This is a genomic window from Bradyrhizobium sp. JYMT SZCCT0428 (assembly GCF_018131075.1).
Taxonomy (GTDB): Bacteria; Pseudomonadota; Alphaproteobacteria; order Rhizobiales; family Xanthobacteraceae; genus Bradyrhizobium.
This window is the reverse complement of sequence record NZ_JAFCLS010000001.1, coordinates 294,288-309,688: the sequence shown is the minus strand read 5'-3', so window position 1 is coordinate 309,688 and position 15,401 is coordinate 294,288. Positions and strand designations below refer to the sequence as shown.

Sequence of the window (15,401 nt, the reverse complement as noted above, 5' to 3'; positions counted from 1 at the left end):
AGGACGCCAGCGAATGAACGTCGTGGCCACCATTACCAGAATATTTTCCGAACGGGTTTCGGAGGCTTCAGCGATCGCGTTCGGTGTTGCAAAGCCTGACGGTCTGATTGCGGCGGAGCGCGAATTGCTCGAGATCAACGCAAAGAATTCCGAAGCCTTAGCGCGGCTGCGCCAGATCTCTGAACGCGTCGATTTCCAGAAGGTCGGCGAAGACCTTTTAGGCTCGGAGCACGACGCCCTTGAAGCCGAACGCGGCAAGCTCAATTGCGAGGTGGAATCGCGACGTCACCGATCCAGTGCACTGCATCGCCAGATCGCGACGATTATGCCGGATCACGCGCGCGCATTGGGCTTGGCATTGGCACCGTCGCGCCGGCGCGCCGCCGAAAGGCTGATCAAGGCGGTCGACTTGGCCGAAGAAGCTCTCCGAGCCATTGGCGACTCGAACAAAATTCTTTCGGAAGCGGGATTATCGCCGCCTCGGTCGTTTCCGGTGCCTTATTCAGACGCAATGAAGGGCCTGGCCGGCAAGATTTTAAAGGAGACCTGACGTGGCCCGTAAATACATTATCGACGGCAAGACGCTAACCGCGGAACAGGTTGCGGCTCTGGAATCTCCTTCTGACGATCAGAAGCGACAGTTTGCGAAGCAGGCTGGCCTGAGCGACAGTACACTGCAGCAAATTGAAGCCATGGCCGAGGCATTAGGGCCTCTCGTGAAAACATATGTCAAGGATTGCGTCTCGCCTTTGATCGGACGGATTTGTCAGCTCGAGAGTCGCCCGCCTGTTGAATGGGAGGTTTTCGACGAAACGAAAGAATACCGTTCTGGCGTGTTCGTCACCCACAACGGAGGAATGTGGATCTCGCGCTCAACTTCGAAGGGAATAAGGCCAGGCTCGGCGGGGCAGGATTGTTGGCGCCTTTGCGTGAAATCGGGCGGGGCGAAATAATTTTGGGGGTTATTGAAATGCCACGAATGTTGCTCGAATGCCGTGCGCTAATTCACCAGCGGATTCAAGAACTGCGGAACGCTGGCAGATCAGGAAAGATTGTCGCTGTGCACTTTGTATTGTGCGAGGACGCCGCGACGGTCATGGCATATGTCGACCTAGATGACGAAAATGATGCAGTCGCGATCTGGTTCGATCTACAGCCAGGCGAAGTTTTCGACCCTCAGCGATATCGCCGGGAGTTCTTCAGGCCGCTAGCGGTTTTGGGCTAACTCAGATGACGGCCGCGACTCAAATTTACATCATTGTCGCGGCTCCGCGCCGCCGACCCTCCGGAGGATGCCGCGGGTGGTGGTGGCGGTGGCGGCTAAGCCATCGAGTCGTGAAATGAGCAGCAAGCGGAGCACGGCAACCCATGGGTGGCGCGCGTGGTACGGCTCAGCCAGGTGGAAGACGCGGCGCGCCGAGCAGTTGAAAGCTGAACCCTACTGCCGCTTTTGTCGCGAGGCTGGCCATATGGTCTCTGCCACGGTCGCGGACCACGTCACACGCCACGACGGCGACCCCGAGAGGTTCTGGAACGCGCCGCTTCAGTCTTTGTGCGGCGTGCACCATTCCGCCAGCAAACAGAGGCAGGAGCGCCGTGGCTTCAGTACGGCAATTGGCCCGGATGGCTGGCCAACCTCTCCGAACCACCCAGGGAACTCCGGACGGCTTCCTACACCCCAGGGGGGGCGTCCAAAACATGGTGAGCTAGGGCCTTTCTACCGCTCGGGTAGAACAACTCTGCAACGTTCCCCCAAAAAAGGTTCTTGAGTAAGAAAGCTGAGCACCATGAAGGCAAAAGGAGGACGTAAATCATCGGCATCGCTTGCGGTGGCAACCCTGGCACGTCCGGAGGCCATCCCTCGGCCAGACAGTCCTTACGATCTAACGGACGAGGAATCGGCGGAATGGTGGGCGGTTGTAAACAGGCTGCCGGCTGACTGGTTCCCCCGTGAAACCCATGGGTTACTTTCGCAGTATTGCCGCCACATCGTTTCAGCTCGGCGGGTCGCTCAGTTGATCCAGCAGGCCATGAAGGCCGATGCCTTCGATATCGACGCCTACAACCAGCTTCTGATTATGCAGGAACGCGAGGGTCGCGCTATTTCGTCCCTTGCGACCCGAATGCGGCTTTCGCAGCAGTCGCTCTATGACAAATCAAAAAAGAAACTCCCGCCAACGGGAAAACTGCCGTGGGATCCATGAAAGCGGCAAAGAGACGGAAGCCGAAAGCGCTGCGAACTCGAGCAGAGCGCAACATTGCGTGGATCGAACAGCATTGCTGCATTCCAGAAGGTCGGAAAATTGGCAAGCCCTTCATCCTGCCCGACTATATGCGGGCCGACTTCATCGCCATTTACGACAATAAACGCGCAACAACCCGGAGAGCGATTATCAGCAGGGGCCGGAAAAACCTAAAGACTTCCCAATCTGCCTTAATCGTGTTGCTGCACCTCTGCGGCCCGGAAGCGCGAGCGAATTCTCAATTGTACAGCACGGCGCTGTCACGCGATCAGGCTGCAATTCTATTTTCGATTGCCTCGAAAATAGTTCGCCTCTCGCCGTTGCTGATTGAGCATGTTGGGATTCGTGAAAGCGGCAAGCAGCTCTATTGCGAGGGACTTGGCACGGTTTACCGGGCGCTCTCGGCAGACGCCCCAACGGCCTTAGGTTTGTCGCCAGCGCTCCATATCGCTGATGAGCTCGGTCAGGTGCGCGGCGCTCGATCAGAACTGTTTGAGGCGATGGAATTGGCAACCGCCATGCAGGACCAGCCTTTGACTGTGATCATTTCAACCCAGGCAGCTACCGATGCGGACTTGCTTAGCGTCCTTATTGACGATGCTGCCGCTGGTAACGATCCGCGCACGGTTTTGCGCCTGCATACCGCTTCGTCAGAACTAGACCCCTTTTCAGTTGATGCCATCCGGGCCGCAAACCCGGCGTTCGATATCTTTATGAATAAAAAAGAAGTTCTGGCGATGGCGGAAGACGCTAGGCGAATGCCGGCGCGACAGTCTGAGTTTGAAAATCTAGTTTTGAACCGCCGAGTTGAAGCCGCGTCCCCATTCATCTCGCGCGAACTGTGGAAGTCGTGCTCGGGTCCGGTGATGGAATTCTCGAAGCAGATTCCTGTCTGGGGTGCTTTGGACCTCAGTGAGGTCGGAGACCTCACGGCATGTGTCCTAATCGGCAAGCCGAATGGCGATGGTGTGTGGCATGTAAAGCCAACTTTCTGGCTTCCCGGAGATGGCTTAGCGGAACGGGGACGCAAGGATCGTGTCCCTTACGACCTGTGGCACGAGCAGGGATTTCTCCTGGCAGCGCCGGGCAAATCAGTTGACTATGAATATGTGGCGTCCTGGTTGCGGGGTGAATTTGACAAATACAATATTCGGACGATTGCCTTCGATCGCTGGAACATGAAGCACTTGAAGCCATGGCTTTTGAAAGCTGGCTTTAATGAAGCGTTTATTGCGGAGCGGTTCAAGGAATTTGGGCAAGGCACTCAATCCATGAGTCCAGCGCTGCGAGAACTCGAGGGTGACATCCTCAACGCCCGGATCGCCCACGGCGGGCATCCTGTCCTTTCTATGTGCGCAGCGAATTGCGTTGTCGACGGGAAGGATGCCTCAAACAGAAAGCTGTCTAAGAATCGAAGCGCAGGACGTATTGACGGCATGGTCGCGTTGACCATGGCCCGCGGTGCCGTTCCAATGGATGACGCAAAGCCACCGCCGACGTATCAGATTCTTTTTGTATAAAGGAGGGCTCGATGGGGAAACAGTACTCGGACCTAGAGATCGCCGAACACTACGAGCAACAAGCGGCGAAATGTTTTGCCCATGCACTCAGGCTGGACAAAACCTGTCCGGAGGGTGCTTTGCAAACGCGCGACTACGCGCAGCATTGTGTCACCATGGCCGAAGTATTGCGGCTTAGGCACTCAGATGCGGTCGTCGAGAATACTAGGTGCGACGATGCTTTCTTTGCGCCTTGCTGGCGCGCTTATGGATATCGCCCCGACGGATTGTCGGATCTGCAGGGGCCCGACTTGACGTCGTCTGGCGAGGGAGCAGGGAAACGTCGGTCATGATTTTAGAACTCACATTAAAGGGCGCAGTTGGCCCGGACAAACCGATATCAGTGCGGGCTATTCGTGAAAAGCTGGACACTGCAGGATCTTATAGTGCGCTCAGCATCGATATCATTTCGACCGGCGGAAGTTCGGAGGAAGGTTTCGCCATTTACACCCTACTGAGGGCGCTACCCGTTCCGATCGTAGCGACGGCGACCGCCGAGTGTTTTTCATCTGCGTTGTTGGTCTATATGGCAGCGGGGTTGCGTAGGGCGAAGGCAGGCGCAGAATTTCTGCTGCATCCGACGCACCGCGATCGGGGTGAATTGCCAGAACAAGTGACAGCGGACGTCCTCCGAGCCTACGCCGACGGTCTTGCGAGGATCGACGCGCGGACGGTCGATATCTTTGCTGATCGCACCGGTTACTCCAAATCGTTTCTGGAGACCGAGAAGGGGACGGAAGATACCTTGGGCTGCGCGGCAGCTATTGAGACCGGAATCGTTCACGAGTTTGAGGGGCTCACTCCAGCTTGCGATCCGGGCTGGCCTGACGCTGCGCAGCGGATGCTGAAGGAAACCAGAAACCTTTTCTTACCAACCTACATGACGTCGAAAAATTATTATGAGGCGTGCCGGGTTTCGGCATTCTTTGAAGTCAAGAAAACAGAGAAAGTGGACCTGGCAGCTCCGAGCGTGTTCACCACGTCTTACCGTTGTTGAGTGATTCAACGCTTTACTGCGAGCGAGCGAAGTCTTTCTCCTCCTACTCAGAATAGCAACTTCATTGTTCAGCCCACCTCCATTAGTGTTTGGGGCTAAATGACAGCGATTTGGGGGGTGGGCTTGGTCCCGTCTTTGCGCACGAACAACTTACCCGAACTCACCAAAAATCCCTTCGACACAGAAAATTCCGCACGCCGTTCATAAAAGTCCTCAGATAATTCCGCTATTCTTTCCGCTTTTTTAGGGCCATTCTCTCCGCATTGGGAGGTTTCACATGGCCAAAATCAAAGTACGCCCCCGCCCCGGAGCCCTTTCAGAGCTGTTGAAAATCAAAGGGTTTACGCGGATGGACGCGTTCGAGAAGACGCGTGTTGACCGGAAAACCTTGTCGAAGATTGACCGCGGAGAGGAGGTGAAGTTGGAGACACTTCAGCAAGTGATAAACAAGCTGCAGGTGACGGAAGAGTACTTTCGTAATCCTCCGACCGCAGAGGCGACTGATGATAGCGGTGGCGATCCCGAGCCGGGAACCATCATGCTGCGCAAACTGGATTGGGCGCGACTGGAGGAACTTCTCACGGGAGCCGAAAACCTCCGGTGGCATTTGAAGGCCCCGGTCCGCGACGACGCGGCGCGCACATTTCTGGTGGAATTCGAACAAGCGGTGGAAAATTTTCGGAAAACAGTTGGACGTGAATGTGCCGGAGGCTTGGGATGGAGACCCCAGTTTACAATTCCAACTCAATCGCCTTAAGACGGCAGACGACATCGCTGCCCGCTTGGAGAGGTTCGCTGATCACGGCGTTATGCTACTTGGGGCCGACTACCTGTTTTGGGCCTGCGAGTCAGAGATTTACGAGTACGAATACGACTATTTGACCAAAGTGAACTATCGCTCCTCCCGTACCGTCCTTCTATCGGTGGAGCCGGGTGGCACGCAGCCGCGGCGAGCATCTATCTTTCAAGGATCGCTGCCCCCTAGGTTCGCTCCTGCTCCCAACAAAGCCCGCAACAGCAGCACCATTGTCTGGGTAAACGGCGCGGAGCTTCCGACACTCGACGACAGCGACATCCCGCCAGCCCGGACGCTTGACGACGACGAAATTCCATTCTGACAGCCTTCATCGCGTGACTTCTCCGCTGCTGCTCTGAATGGGAGGAGCGACTTCGCACGCCTGAATTCCAAAAGGATAAACGCCTATGGCTCAACTCTCATTGTTCGCCGAGGATATTCGGCAGCCCACAAGGCCGGTTCGGAGCGACATTCGGTCCGGGGACGCTGCGGAAGCGTTTGTCATCGCGAAGCTGCTCAAGGCAGGGTTCGATGCCCATGGTGCCCGCCGCGATGCGCCCTATGACATTGGCGTTGACCTCGGAAAGAGGCGGTATTGCCGCGTCCAGGTCAAAGGACGCGAGCGAGCGCATCACGGGAAATGGGATTTTCGTTTTGTCCGCGGAAACCCCAGAACCGGCTCTGGCGCCTACGCCTACACGGCCACTGACTTCGACATCACCGCGTGCGTCTCGCTGTCCCTTGAGCGAGTCGCGTTCTTTTCGGGCGTGCATGCCTCGATCCGCTTGAGCACGGCGGACTTCCTGCGCGCCGACAGCGAGGTTGAAAGCTGGACTCGCGCCCTCAACGTTTTCAACTGCCAGCATTGAACGGAGCTTGAACCGTGGAACACGATAGGATCATTTGCCTTGACATCGAGACTATCCCAGACCGCAGGCTTATTCCCGAATGGAATGACGGAAAGTTTCCGCCCAAGCCTATCTGGCATCAGATCGTTGCGATCTCCTTCGTTGAGGCGCGTATCGAGTACGACAAGGGACTTCCAGTGAGGTACGCGGTTGAGTGTTGTCGATCCGGTGGTGACGCAGATTGGGACGAGCAGCGCCTCCTTTCGAAATTTTGGCAGTACTTCGCGGAACGCGCGCCGCGAGTGGTTACCTGGAATGGCAAAGGGTTTGACCTTCCGGTGCTTCGCGCCCGCGCTATGATCTACGGCATCTCCACGCATAGCTGGTACCAGCAAGGTACAAAGTGGGACAACTACATGCAGCGGTTTGCTCCGGACTGGCATTGTGACTTGATGGAGCAGCTCTCGGACTACAGGGCGTGCGCTTCGATGAGCTTGGATGATGTTGCGGTCGCTCTCGGACTTCCAGGCAAGATCGGCGGCCATGGATCTGAGGTCGAGGCGATGGTTCGGCGCGGCGAGATCGACAACGTTCGCGCTTACTGCGAAGGTGACTGCCTCAATCTTTTCGTATTGTACATTCGGTGGGCGCTCCTGAGCGGCAGGGTCGATCCGGCAGGCCACAACGCATCGCTTCAAAGTCTGATCGAGTGCCTGGAAACTGAAAGGGATGTACGCCCGCACTTAGGCGCCTTCCTAGACCGCTGGCGCGCGACGTCTCGGCCCATGCCGATGTTCGTGCCGTGCAGCGAACAGGCCGCCCTCTCAGCAACCTGACACGGCGATCTAACGAAATTGCTGATAAGGAATCATCCAGGCTAACAAGCCCGGCTATCGTCGCGATCATGATGTCGTTTTCCCGAGAGGGGCCTTCCTCCACGATCATACCCTCATGCGACGCAAGGTAAGCTAAAGTTTCTTGGCCTTGGCTCGGACGCCCATAAAAGACCTGTGAAGTTCTATGCCGATGCTGCGGGCGTCTTTTCCGGCCTGAGCCATTGAACGTAATGCAGCCACTTCGGTTTCCGTCCAGCGGCGCGTTTTGTGGGGTAACGACTGCGCTTGAGATAGTCGGCTTCAAAGTTCAAGCCCGCCGGTTCACGCCCGGCGGGTTTCCCGTTTAGGGACGTGCCTTAATGTGGACGACGATGAAGCCAACAGAAACCTGAACTCAACGCAGCTATTGTCAAATTTATTAACGATGATGGCTGACGGCGCGACGCGAGAGGAAGCGTTCGCGTGTTTGCAGGCTGCAGATCCCGATTTCGGAACGCACAACCTTCAAGGTTGTTTCAGAGTCTGAAAAGGAAACTGATTTGTCGAATCTGTTGACGAAATTGAACGACCTTCGACACACCGCCATTCACGAAGCTGGGCACGCCGTAATAGGCCGCGCACTGGGCTTGAAGTGCGGCGGCGCGTCGATCGTCCGGGATGGTCAGTTCGCGGGCTTCGCTGACATTGAAGACCCGGACGAGTCCGGGATTTTGTCAGGTTGGAGAGCGCGGGGGCGATACCGCAAACCTAACCTGCCCTGGCGTGGCTTTATCCTCGCGAAAATGGCCGGTGCGGAAGCTGAAGCCGTATTGCTAGGCCTTTCCAAGGGTGGAGACGCTGACGACCGCTACCGGATCGAGGAAATGTTAGACAATGCAGATCTCACTTTCGATCAGTGGGATCGCAGAGAGCCCCGTATGCGAGCGACAACCCGAAGGTTGATCAGGTATCACGAGGCAGCAATAAAGAGCGTAGCGGCCGCGCTGTTAATTTATGAGGCGCTGAGCGCTGAAAATATCGATGTGGCGGCTTTTTCTGATTAGGGGACGTCGGGCAGAGGCGGGTTTTTCTTCGCCCGGAACATGAACCCAGGCAGCGGCCACGGCGGAGCGGTTCGTTCGTCGCGGTCCCAGCGCGCATACTTCTCGGCTGTCCAGGCGGCTTCATGGCGCCAGTTGTCAAAGTCCTCTGGTATTCGCCTTGGAAGGTATTCGGCCCAGGCGGCAAGGAAGGCCACGCGCGCGTCCTCATAGGTCGCGGCTGCGCCGGATCGGTGGTCGCGACTGGCGCCGTTAATGCTGAAACCGCAGTCCCAGGTCCAATAGGTGAAACCCCTTAGCCCCTCCGCTTTGGCGATCGTCCCCACACGCACATCGTCATACCAAAGGTGCCATGTCTCGCTCGGAGCTTCAGGAAAGCAGCGCCGCGTCAACTGGGGCTTATCGCCATCCAGCAGGAGAAGGCATCCTTGGCCCGCAGCATGGCGGAGAGGCAGGGTTTTTGACCTTAACCCAGTTGGGTGACCGGCCGACCAGGCCTTCGGCCCCTAATCCGAGCTGACAACGGCACGGGGTGCTCCGTGCCGTCACAGTTCGGGCACAATTGAAAAACGGACTGTTGCCCCCCAGGCACGGACTTTTCCAGGAAAATCAAGCAAGTTGCAATTCACTGCGGTTGACGGTCGCGATAAGGCGACGGGGATGGAGAAGTTATGATGAAAAAGTTTTTGCTGGGGACGGTCGGGTTGATTGCGCTCGGATTGGGCGCTCCCGCCACGGCTGCTGATATGGCCGCTCGGCCATATACCAAGGCACCGCCTCCGATGGTGGCCCCGATTTACGACTGGACCGGCTTTTACATCGGCGGCAACGGCGGTTGGGGTCAGAGCCGCAACTGCTGGGATTTCGTCGATGTGGCTGGCGTAGTCGTCGCTGACGGTTGCCGGGAACGGTCGGGCGGCCTCGCTGGCGGGCAGATCGGTTATCGTTGGCAGTCGGGCACTTGGGTGATTGGCCTGGAAGCTCAGGGTGATTGGGCGGATCTCAGCAACCAGCGCATCAGCATCATCAATCCCGCGTTCTCCACTCGCACCACGACCGATGGTATTGGCCTCTTTACCGGCCAGATAGGCTACGCCTGGAATGCAGCGCTGCTGTACGTAAAGGGCGGCGCGGCAGTGACGAGCAACCGCTTTAGCATCCTCAGTACCCTTACCGGCGCTGAACTGGCCTCAGCTAGCGCAACCCGCTGGGGCGGCACCATCGGTGTTGGACTGGAGTACGGCTTCACACCAAACTGGTCGTTCGGTGTCGAATACAACCATCTGTTCATGGGTGATGCCAACAATACGTTCACGGCTGCAGCGGTTCCCGCCGCTTTTGTCAATAACCGGATCAGCCAAGACGTGGATATGGTCACCCTGCGCCTGAATTATCGCTTCGGCGGCTACGGCGCGCCAATCGCAGCGAGATACTGACCTCGCCCTATCACATCGTCTTTAGTAAAGTAGGCCGGCAGAAATGCCGGCCTATTTTATTAGAGGGATTACATGCCCAAAACATCGATCGGGTGCCCAACTCGGCCACAGCCGGCTTCGCGACGCGCGGCTGCCGATCTTATAAATGAAGCTTTCACGAAATCGGATGTCGCCGAAATTTTTCATGCCATTGGCGCAGCCACCCACCTTTACAATATTTCTGACCTTGCGGAGAAATCTGGGATTGCGAGGACAAGCATTCATCGTGCGTTTGCACGCGATCCACAAAAACCGAACTTCACGACGATTTTTAGAGTACTCGATGCGATGGGCTTCCAGTTGCATGTGACGCTGCGCCGGAATGCAGGAGCGGTGCGCTCCAAAGCAGGCTCTCTACGGCCGCGATCGTCCCGACCCTGACGTCATCGTACCAGAGTGCCACGTCTCGCTGGGGGCCTCAGGATCGCGCCGGCGAGTCAGCCGGGGTATTTGCTCGTCCGTCAGGCCGGCTCGTCCCTGATCGGGTATTCAAAGGCTACGCCCTCAGGATCGTGATCTCGAAACCAAGCCTCGGCTGCGGCCTCGCTCGCGAATACCTGCAGATGGTCGATATCTCCGACCTGCTTGCTCGTGTCGACGTAGACCCAGACATTCATGAGAAGGCATCCTTGGCCCGCAGCATGGCGGGAGAGGCGGGGTTTTTGATCTTCACCCAGTTGGGTGACCTGCCGGGCCGATATGGTCGGTCGGCGAGCTTCGACACCAGGCCCTCAAGCCCCATAATGCAGGCGTGCCGGAAAAGCTCTGGCCCGATCTCGCCGCGCTCGAAGTCCGAAATGAAGATGCCGTCAACGCGCCGCGCCAGCAGCCGGGCGAGGTTTGTCTTCCTCATGGTGAGCGGTAGCTTGCGGATATCTTCGCCGTCGCTCACCAGCATATCGAAGGCGTAGAATTGCACTTCGTCATTGTGCTTCCGGGAATGCAGGCCGTCGAAGTCGGAGATCCCGTCGACGCCGAGCAGCACCGCTTCACCATCCAGGACGAACGACGTTGACCGGATGCGCAGCGCCGCCTCGGTGATCAGCGGGTAGCGGTCACTCCAGTCGAAACCGTTGCGGGTGAACAGGCGCACGCGCTTGCCCTCGCGATGCACGATCAGCCGGTAGCCGTCGTGCTTCACCTCATGGATCCAGCTTTTGGAGGTCGGAACCTTGGTGGCGCGGCTCGGGATGCAGGGTTCGAAAGCACTGGTACGCATGCGGCTTAGATAGGCTAGCGCAGAGACAATGCGTCTCTTAGGTCATTGTACATCAGATTGTGCGCACGAATGCGTCTCCCTAAATTTATCGTTGAAAATCAATATCTTGATGCACCATGTGCGGAATCGGTGTCCCCGTTGCCGCCCGGTATCTTTTCCTCGCTTCCGAATGAGGCTGAGTTTTGTCCGTTCAGGCGCAGAACCGGCTATGCCGGGCGCGGACCTGCGCGGTTAGCCCGTCATACGGAATAAGGTTTCCTTATAATTGTGCCGGTATGAAACATCCCAGGCGGCGGCTCGATGGTTGAGCCGTCGCCCGGTTTGATCATGCCGGATCGGTCAGAGCACGTCCTGATTGATAACGTTCTGACGCAACGGATCGCCGTCGAGCACGCTCAGGATATTGCGCGCGGTCTGTTCGCTCATGCGATCGACGGCTTCCCTGGTCACACCGGCGACGTGGGGTGCGAAGATGACGTTCGGAAGCGCGAACAGCGAATGGCCGGCGGGCGGCGGCTCCTGTTCGAACACGTCGAGCCCGGCGCCGGCAAGTTTGCCGGACACCAGCGCGTCATGCAGCGCGGGTTCGTCGACGATGCCGCCGCGCGCGGTATTGATCAGATAGGCGGTCGGCTTCATCCGCCTCAAGCGCGCGGCATTGATCATTCCAACCGTCTCCGGGGTCTTCGGGCAATGCAGGCTGACGAAGTCGGCGCGCGGCAACGCCGCGTCGAGATCGGTGACCGGCTCGCAGCCGGCGGCCTTAATGTCGGCCGCGGGCTTGTAGGGATCGAAAACCAGCACGTTCATTTCCATCGCCTGGCAGCGCTTGGCGGTGCGGGTGCCGATGCGGCCGAAGCCAACGATCAGGACGGTCTTGCCATAGAGGTCGTAGGGCAGCATCCCGAGCCGGCTCGGCCATTTGTTGTCCCTGACGATGGAGTGCATTTCCACCGCGCGTTTTGCCAATGTCAGCATCATGAACAATGCGCACTCGGCAACGGAGGGCGAATTCGCGGTGCCGGCGACCATCAGCGGCACTTTGCGGCGGCTCAACGCCGGCACATCGACGGCATCAAAACCGACGCCGATCCGGGTCACCACCAACATGTCCCTGGAAGCTTCCAGCTCCGTTTCACCGAAACGGGTGCCGCCTAGGGCGACACCGTGGACCGGCGCATGCTCCTTGAGCTTGGCCTGGAAATCCGGTTGCGAGATCATGTTGGGGAATTCGACGAGTTCGATATCCTCGCGTGCGTCGAGCAACGCACGCCCCTGCTGTGACATCGATTCCGTGACGAAGATTTTCTTCTTGTTGGTCGCCATTTCCTGCCCTTGGGTGACGGTTGTCTCCGCCGTCAAATGACGGCGCCGCTCACCTCGTTTAGCAGGTGCATATTGTTGAGGTCCACTGCCAATCGGAGCGGGGCGCCATCCTGTGCGCCGGCGTTGGGATTGACCCGGCCGCAAACTTGCGTGCCGTCGATCGGGAAGTAGATCAGCGTCTCCATTCCCATCGGTTCGGTCACATCGAGCACAGCATCGAAGTTCTCGACACCCGGCTCGGCATGCGGGCTGGCTTCCGTGATGTGCTCGGGCCGCAGCCCCAGCAGCAGCTTGTCGGTCCGCGACACGCCTTGGTATCTGGCGGCGCGTTTAGGCGGCAGCGGGAAGGCGAGACGGTCGGTGATCCGGATATGCAGCTTGCCGCCGGCTTCCTCGAGCCGGCAGGGGATGAAGTTCATCGCCGGCGAACCGATGAAGCTTGCGACGAATTTGGTGGCGGGTTTGTGATAGAGCTCGTTCGGCGTTCCGATCTGTTCGATCCGGCCATGGTTCATCACCACGACCCGGTCGGCGAGCGTCATCGCCTCGACCTGGTCGTGGGTAACGTAAACCGTTGTGGTGCGAACCTTCTGATGCACCTTCTTGATCTCGATCCGCATCTGGACGCGGAGCTTGGCGTCGAGGTTGGACAGCGGCTCGTCGAACAGGAACACCTTCGGATTACGCACGATGGCGCGGCCCATGGCGACGCGCTGGCGCTGGCCGCCTGACAGCTGCTTCGGCTTGCGGTCGACGAGTTCGACGATGTCGAGCATGCGCGCGGCTTCGTCGATCCGGGTCTTGATCTCGGCCTTCGGATAGCGTTTCAGCCGCAGCCCGAACGACATGTTTTCCGCGACCGTCATGTGCGGGTAGAGCGCGTAGTTCTGGAACACCATGGCGATGTCGCGGTCCTTTGGCGGTACGTCGTTGACGACGTCGCCTCCGATCATGATGTCGCCGTCGGTGATGTCCTCGAGCCCCGCGATCATCCGCAGCGTGGTCGATTTTCCGCAACCCGACGGGCCCACCAGCACGACAAACTCATGATCGGCGATATCGAGATCGATGCCGCGCACCGCCTCGACGTCGTCGTACTTCTTGACAACCTTGCGCAACGTCACATCAGCCATGAGTTCAACCCTTTGTCGCACCGGCGGTCAGGCCGGCAATGTAATAGTCCATCAGGAACGCGTAGATGATCAGCGGCGGCGCGGCGCCGAGCAGGGCGCCGGTCATGATCTGGCCCCATGCGAACACGTCGCCCTTGATCAAGGTCGTGACGATACCGACCGGCAGCACCAGTTGATCCGTCGATGTCGTGAAAACCAGCGGGTAGAGAAACTGCGCCCAGGAAACGGTGAAGGCGAAGATGGTCGCGGCGATCAGGCCGGGCAGGGCGACGGGAATGAATATCCGCGTCAGCGTTTGGAACCAGGACGCGCCGTCGATGATCGCGGCCTCGTCGAGCTCCTTGGGGATGGAGGCGAAGTAACCGATCATGATCCAGGTGCAGAACGGAACCGTGAGCGTCGGATAGATCACCAGCAGCACGTACCATTTGTTGATCAGCTGGATCCCGGTCAGGTCGCCGAACGCCACGAACATCTTGAACAAGGGGAGAAACAGCAGCGTTTCAGGGATGAGGTAAGTCAGGAAAACGCCGGTCGCGAGCGTTGCCGAGCCCCAGAACCGCATCCGCGCCAGCGCAAAAGCCGCGGGCACGCTGATCAGCATGGTGATGGTCACGACGAAGATCGAGACCAGCGCCGAGTTGCGGAAGAAGGTAAGGAACTGGTTCGATGTCAGCAACTCGACGTAGTTCGACAATGTCGGATGGTAAACCCACCACGGGTTCGTCGCCGCGGAGATTTCGGCGCTGGTCTTCAGCGACGTAATCACCATGTAGAGCGGGGGCACCAGCGCGAACACCGCGAACAATGTGAGGAAAAAGTACGACCATCGCAGGGCCCAGGTGCGGTCGCGGCTCATGCTGCGCAGTTTGACGGGGCGGGTCGGGGCGGCCTTGTCGATCACGACGGTGCTGGTCATCAGGATTCGTTCCCGCGTTTGTTGATGTCGCGCAGGATGAAGACTGCCGCGATTGCGAGTATCGGCACCATAAACAGCGAGACGCTGGCGCCGAGCGGAATGTCGCCGCCCTCGATACCGATGCGGAACGCCCAGGTGGCGAAGACATGGGTACGGTCCAGCGGACCGCCGGCGGTCAGGATGCGCACGATATCGAAATTGGCGAAGGTGACGATCACCGAAAACAGCGTCGTGATCGCGATGATGTTGCGCATCATCGGCAGCGTCACGTACCAGATGCGCTGCCACCAGTTGGCGCCGTCGATGGCCGCGGCCTCATAGAGCTGATCGGGCACCGACTTCAGCGAAGCCAGATACATGATCATGAAGAACGGGGCGCCGAACCAGATATTCACCAGGATAACCGAGAATCGGGCCCAGCCGGTCTCTCCGGTCCACGGAATCCGGTCGACGCCGACGCCGGCCAACAAATAGTTGAAGGCGCTGTACGACGGATCGAACAGCCACAGCCAGGCCAATGTGCTCATGGCCGGTGGGATGACCCAGGGCACCAGCAGCATGCCGCGCCATTTGCGCTGGCCCTTGGCCGGAATGTTGTGGACGAAGTGCGCCACGATGAAGCCGATCAGCGCTTTGAAGAAGACGGCGGTGATCGCGAAAATGCAGGATTGCTCGACCACCAGCCAGAAGGTTTCCCGCTTGAACAGGAACTGGAAGTTTCCGAGCCCGATGAAGCGCTGCATCGACTTGTTCAGGGTGGCCAGATGCAGCGAGTAGAAGGCGGGATAGATGACCAGCAGCGAGATCAGCAGGATCAGCGGCAGCGTCATCAGGAAGGCTGCGGTCGATTTGCGCTTCAGGGCGGTTCGTAAACTGGCGCGCTTGCGCGCCGTTCGCGGAGCGGCGTTACGCTCAATCGCGACATCAGCCATGATGCATCTTCCTCGCGCGTTTCATTCAGAGCAGGGTGGTTTCCTCGTCGAGAAGCCGGCGCGGCGCCGGCTCCCATC

At 58.4% G+C, this 15,401-nt stretch carries 18 protein-coding genes; 11 read left to right on the top strand and 7 right to left on the bottom strand.

The features are described from left to right. Window positions 1-13 precede the first annotated feature (13 nt). From JQ575_RS01610 to JQ575_RS01570, 9 genes are all read left to right on the top strand, one after another. A complete protein-coding gene (locus JQ575_RS01610; protein WP_212031530.1) occupies window positions 14-550 on the top strand; it encodes a hypothetical protein in 537 nt (178 codons plus the stop codon). 1 nt (window position 551) lies between these two features. Beyond that, the gene (locus JQ575_RS01605; RefSeq protein WP_212031529.1) at window positions 552-953 is read left to right on the top strand and encodes a hypothetical protein; all 402 of its coding nucleotides are present in this window, start codon (window positions 552-554) and stop codon (window positions 951-953) included. Window positions 954-1,787: 834 nt separating this feature from the next. Beyond that, window positions 1,788-2,204, top strand: coding sequence for a hypothetical protein (locus JQ575_RS01600; RefSeq protein WP_212031528.1), 417 nt, complete (start codon window positions 1,788-1,790; stop codon window positions 2,202-2,204). Then, window positions 2,201-3,763 carry a terminase TerL endonuclease subunit gene (locus JQ575_RS01595; protein ID WP_212031599.1) on the top strand — a complete coding sequence of 521 codons (1,563 nt, stop codon included), beginning with the start codon at window positions 2,201-2,203 and terminating at the stop codon, window positions 3,761-3,763. The genes JQ575_RS01600 and JQ575_RS01595 overlap by 4 nt, the downstream gene beginning before the upstream one ends. Window positions 3,764-4,091: 328 nt before the next feature. After that, window positions 4,092-4,799 carry an ATP-dependent Clp protease proteolytic subunit gene (locus JQ575_RS01590; protein WP_212031527.1) on the top strand — a complete coding sequence of 236 codons (708 nt, stop codon included), beginning with the start codon at window positions 4,092-4,094 and terminating at the stop codon, window positions 4,797-4,799. A gap of 277 nt (window positions 4,800-5,076) precedes the next feature. Next, window positions 5,077-5,556, top strand: a complete 480-nt coding sequence (locus tag JQ575_RS01585; RefSeq protein ID WP_212031526.1) for a helix-turn-helix transcriptional regulator — start codon at window positions 5,077-5,079, stop codon at window positions 5,554-5,556. Between the two features lie 461 nt (window positions 5,557-6,017). After that, window positions 6,018-6,464, top strand: coding sequence for a hypothetical protein (locus JQ575_RS01580; RefSeq protein WP_212031525.1), 447 nt, complete (start codon window positions 6,018-6,020; stop codon window positions 6,462-6,464). A gap of 14 nt (window positions 6,465-6,478) precedes the next feature. Then, the gene (locus JQ575_RS01575; protein WP_212031524.1) at window positions 6,479-7,279 is read left to right on the top strand and encodes a 3'-5' exonuclease; all 801 of its coding nucleotides are present in this window, start codon (window positions 6,479-6,481) and stop codon (window positions 7,277-7,279) included. 539 nt (window positions 7,280-7,818) lie between these two features. Continuing rightward, window positions 7,819-8,322 carry a hypothetical protein gene (locus JQ575_RS01570; protein ID WP_212031523.1) on the top strand — a complete coding sequence of 168 codons (504 nt, stop codon included), beginning with the start codon at window positions 7,819-7,821 and terminating at the stop codon, window positions 8,320-8,322. On the opposite strand, the gene JQ575_RS01565 is transcribed toward JQ575_RS01570, so the two are convergent. Beyond that, on the bottom strand, window positions 8,319-8,645 hold the full coding sequence (locus JQ575_RS01565; protein ID WP_212031522.1) for a hypothetical protein: 327 nt from the start codon (window positions 8,643-8,645) through the stop codon (window positions 8,319-8,321). The genes JQ575_RS01570 and JQ575_RS01565 overlap by 4 nt on opposite strands. A 348-nt stretch (window positions 8,646-8,993) precedes the next feature. Here JQ575_RS01565 and JQ575_RS01560 point away from each other — a divergent pair, with 348 nt between their 5' ends. Both JQ575_RS01560 and JQ575_RS01555 read left to right on the top strand, forming a co-directional pair. Further along, window positions 8,994-9,755, top strand: a complete 762-nt coding sequence (locus JQ575_RS01560) for an outer membrane protein (protein WP_212031521.1) — start codon at window positions 8,994-8,996, stop codon at window positions 9,753-9,755. A gap of 72 nt (window positions 9,756-9,827) precedes the next feature. Next, a complete protein-coding gene (locus tag JQ575_RS01555; protein ID WP_212031520.1) occupies window positions 9,828-10,175 on the top strand; it encodes a putative addiction module antidote protein in 348 nt (115 codons plus the stop codon). An 80-nt stretch (window positions 10,176-10,255) separates the two neighbouring features. Here JQ575_RS01555 and JQ575_RS01550 read toward each other — a convergent pair whose 3' ends face one another. From JQ575_RS01550 to JQ575_RS01525, 6 genes are all read right to left on the bottom strand, one after another. Next, window positions 10,256-10,411 (bottom strand): hypothetical protein, encoded by a 156-nt coding sequence (locus tag JQ575_RS01550; protein ID WP_212031519.1) that lies wholly within the window; start codon window positions 10,409-10,411, stop codon window positions 10,256-10,258. Then, window positions 10,408-11,013 (bottom strand): RNA ligase family protein, encoded by a 606-nt coding sequence (locus JQ575_RS01545; protein WP_212031518.1) that lies wholly within the window; start codon window positions 11,011-11,013, stop codon window positions 10,408-10,410. The genes JQ575_RS01550 and JQ575_RS01545 overlap by 4 nt, the downstream gene beginning before the upstream one ends. Before the next feature lie 339 nt (window positions 11,014-11,352). After that, entirely contained in the window at window positions 11,353-12,339 is a 987-nt protein-coding gene (locus tag JQ575_RS01540) for a hydroxyacid dehydrogenase (RefSeq protein ID WP_212031598.1), read from the bottom strand. A gap of 32 nt (window positions 12,340-12,371) precedes the next feature. Beyond that, window positions 12,372-13,472 (bottom strand): ABC transporter ATP-binding protein, encoded by a 1,101-nt coding sequence (locus JQ575_RS01535; protein WP_212031517.1) that lies wholly within the window; start codon window positions 13,470-13,472, stop codon window positions 12,372-12,374. Between the two features lie 4 nt (window positions 13,473-13,476). Next, window positions 13,477-14,391: a carbohydrate ABC transporter permease gene (locus JQ575_RS01530; RefSeq protein WP_212031516.1), complete on the bottom strand. Its 915-nt coding sequence runs from the start codon at window positions 14,389-14,391 to the stop codon at window positions 13,477-13,479. Continuing rightward, window positions 14,391-15,323 (bottom strand): carbohydrate ABC transporter permease, encoded by a 933-nt coding sequence (locus tag JQ575_RS01525; RefSeq protein WP_212031515.1) that lies wholly within the window; start codon window positions 15,321-15,323, stop codon window positions 14,391-14,393. Before JQ575_RS01525 ends, JQ575_RS01530 begins: the two co-directional genes overlap by 1 nt. Window positions 15,324-15,401 lie beyond the last annotated feature (78 nt).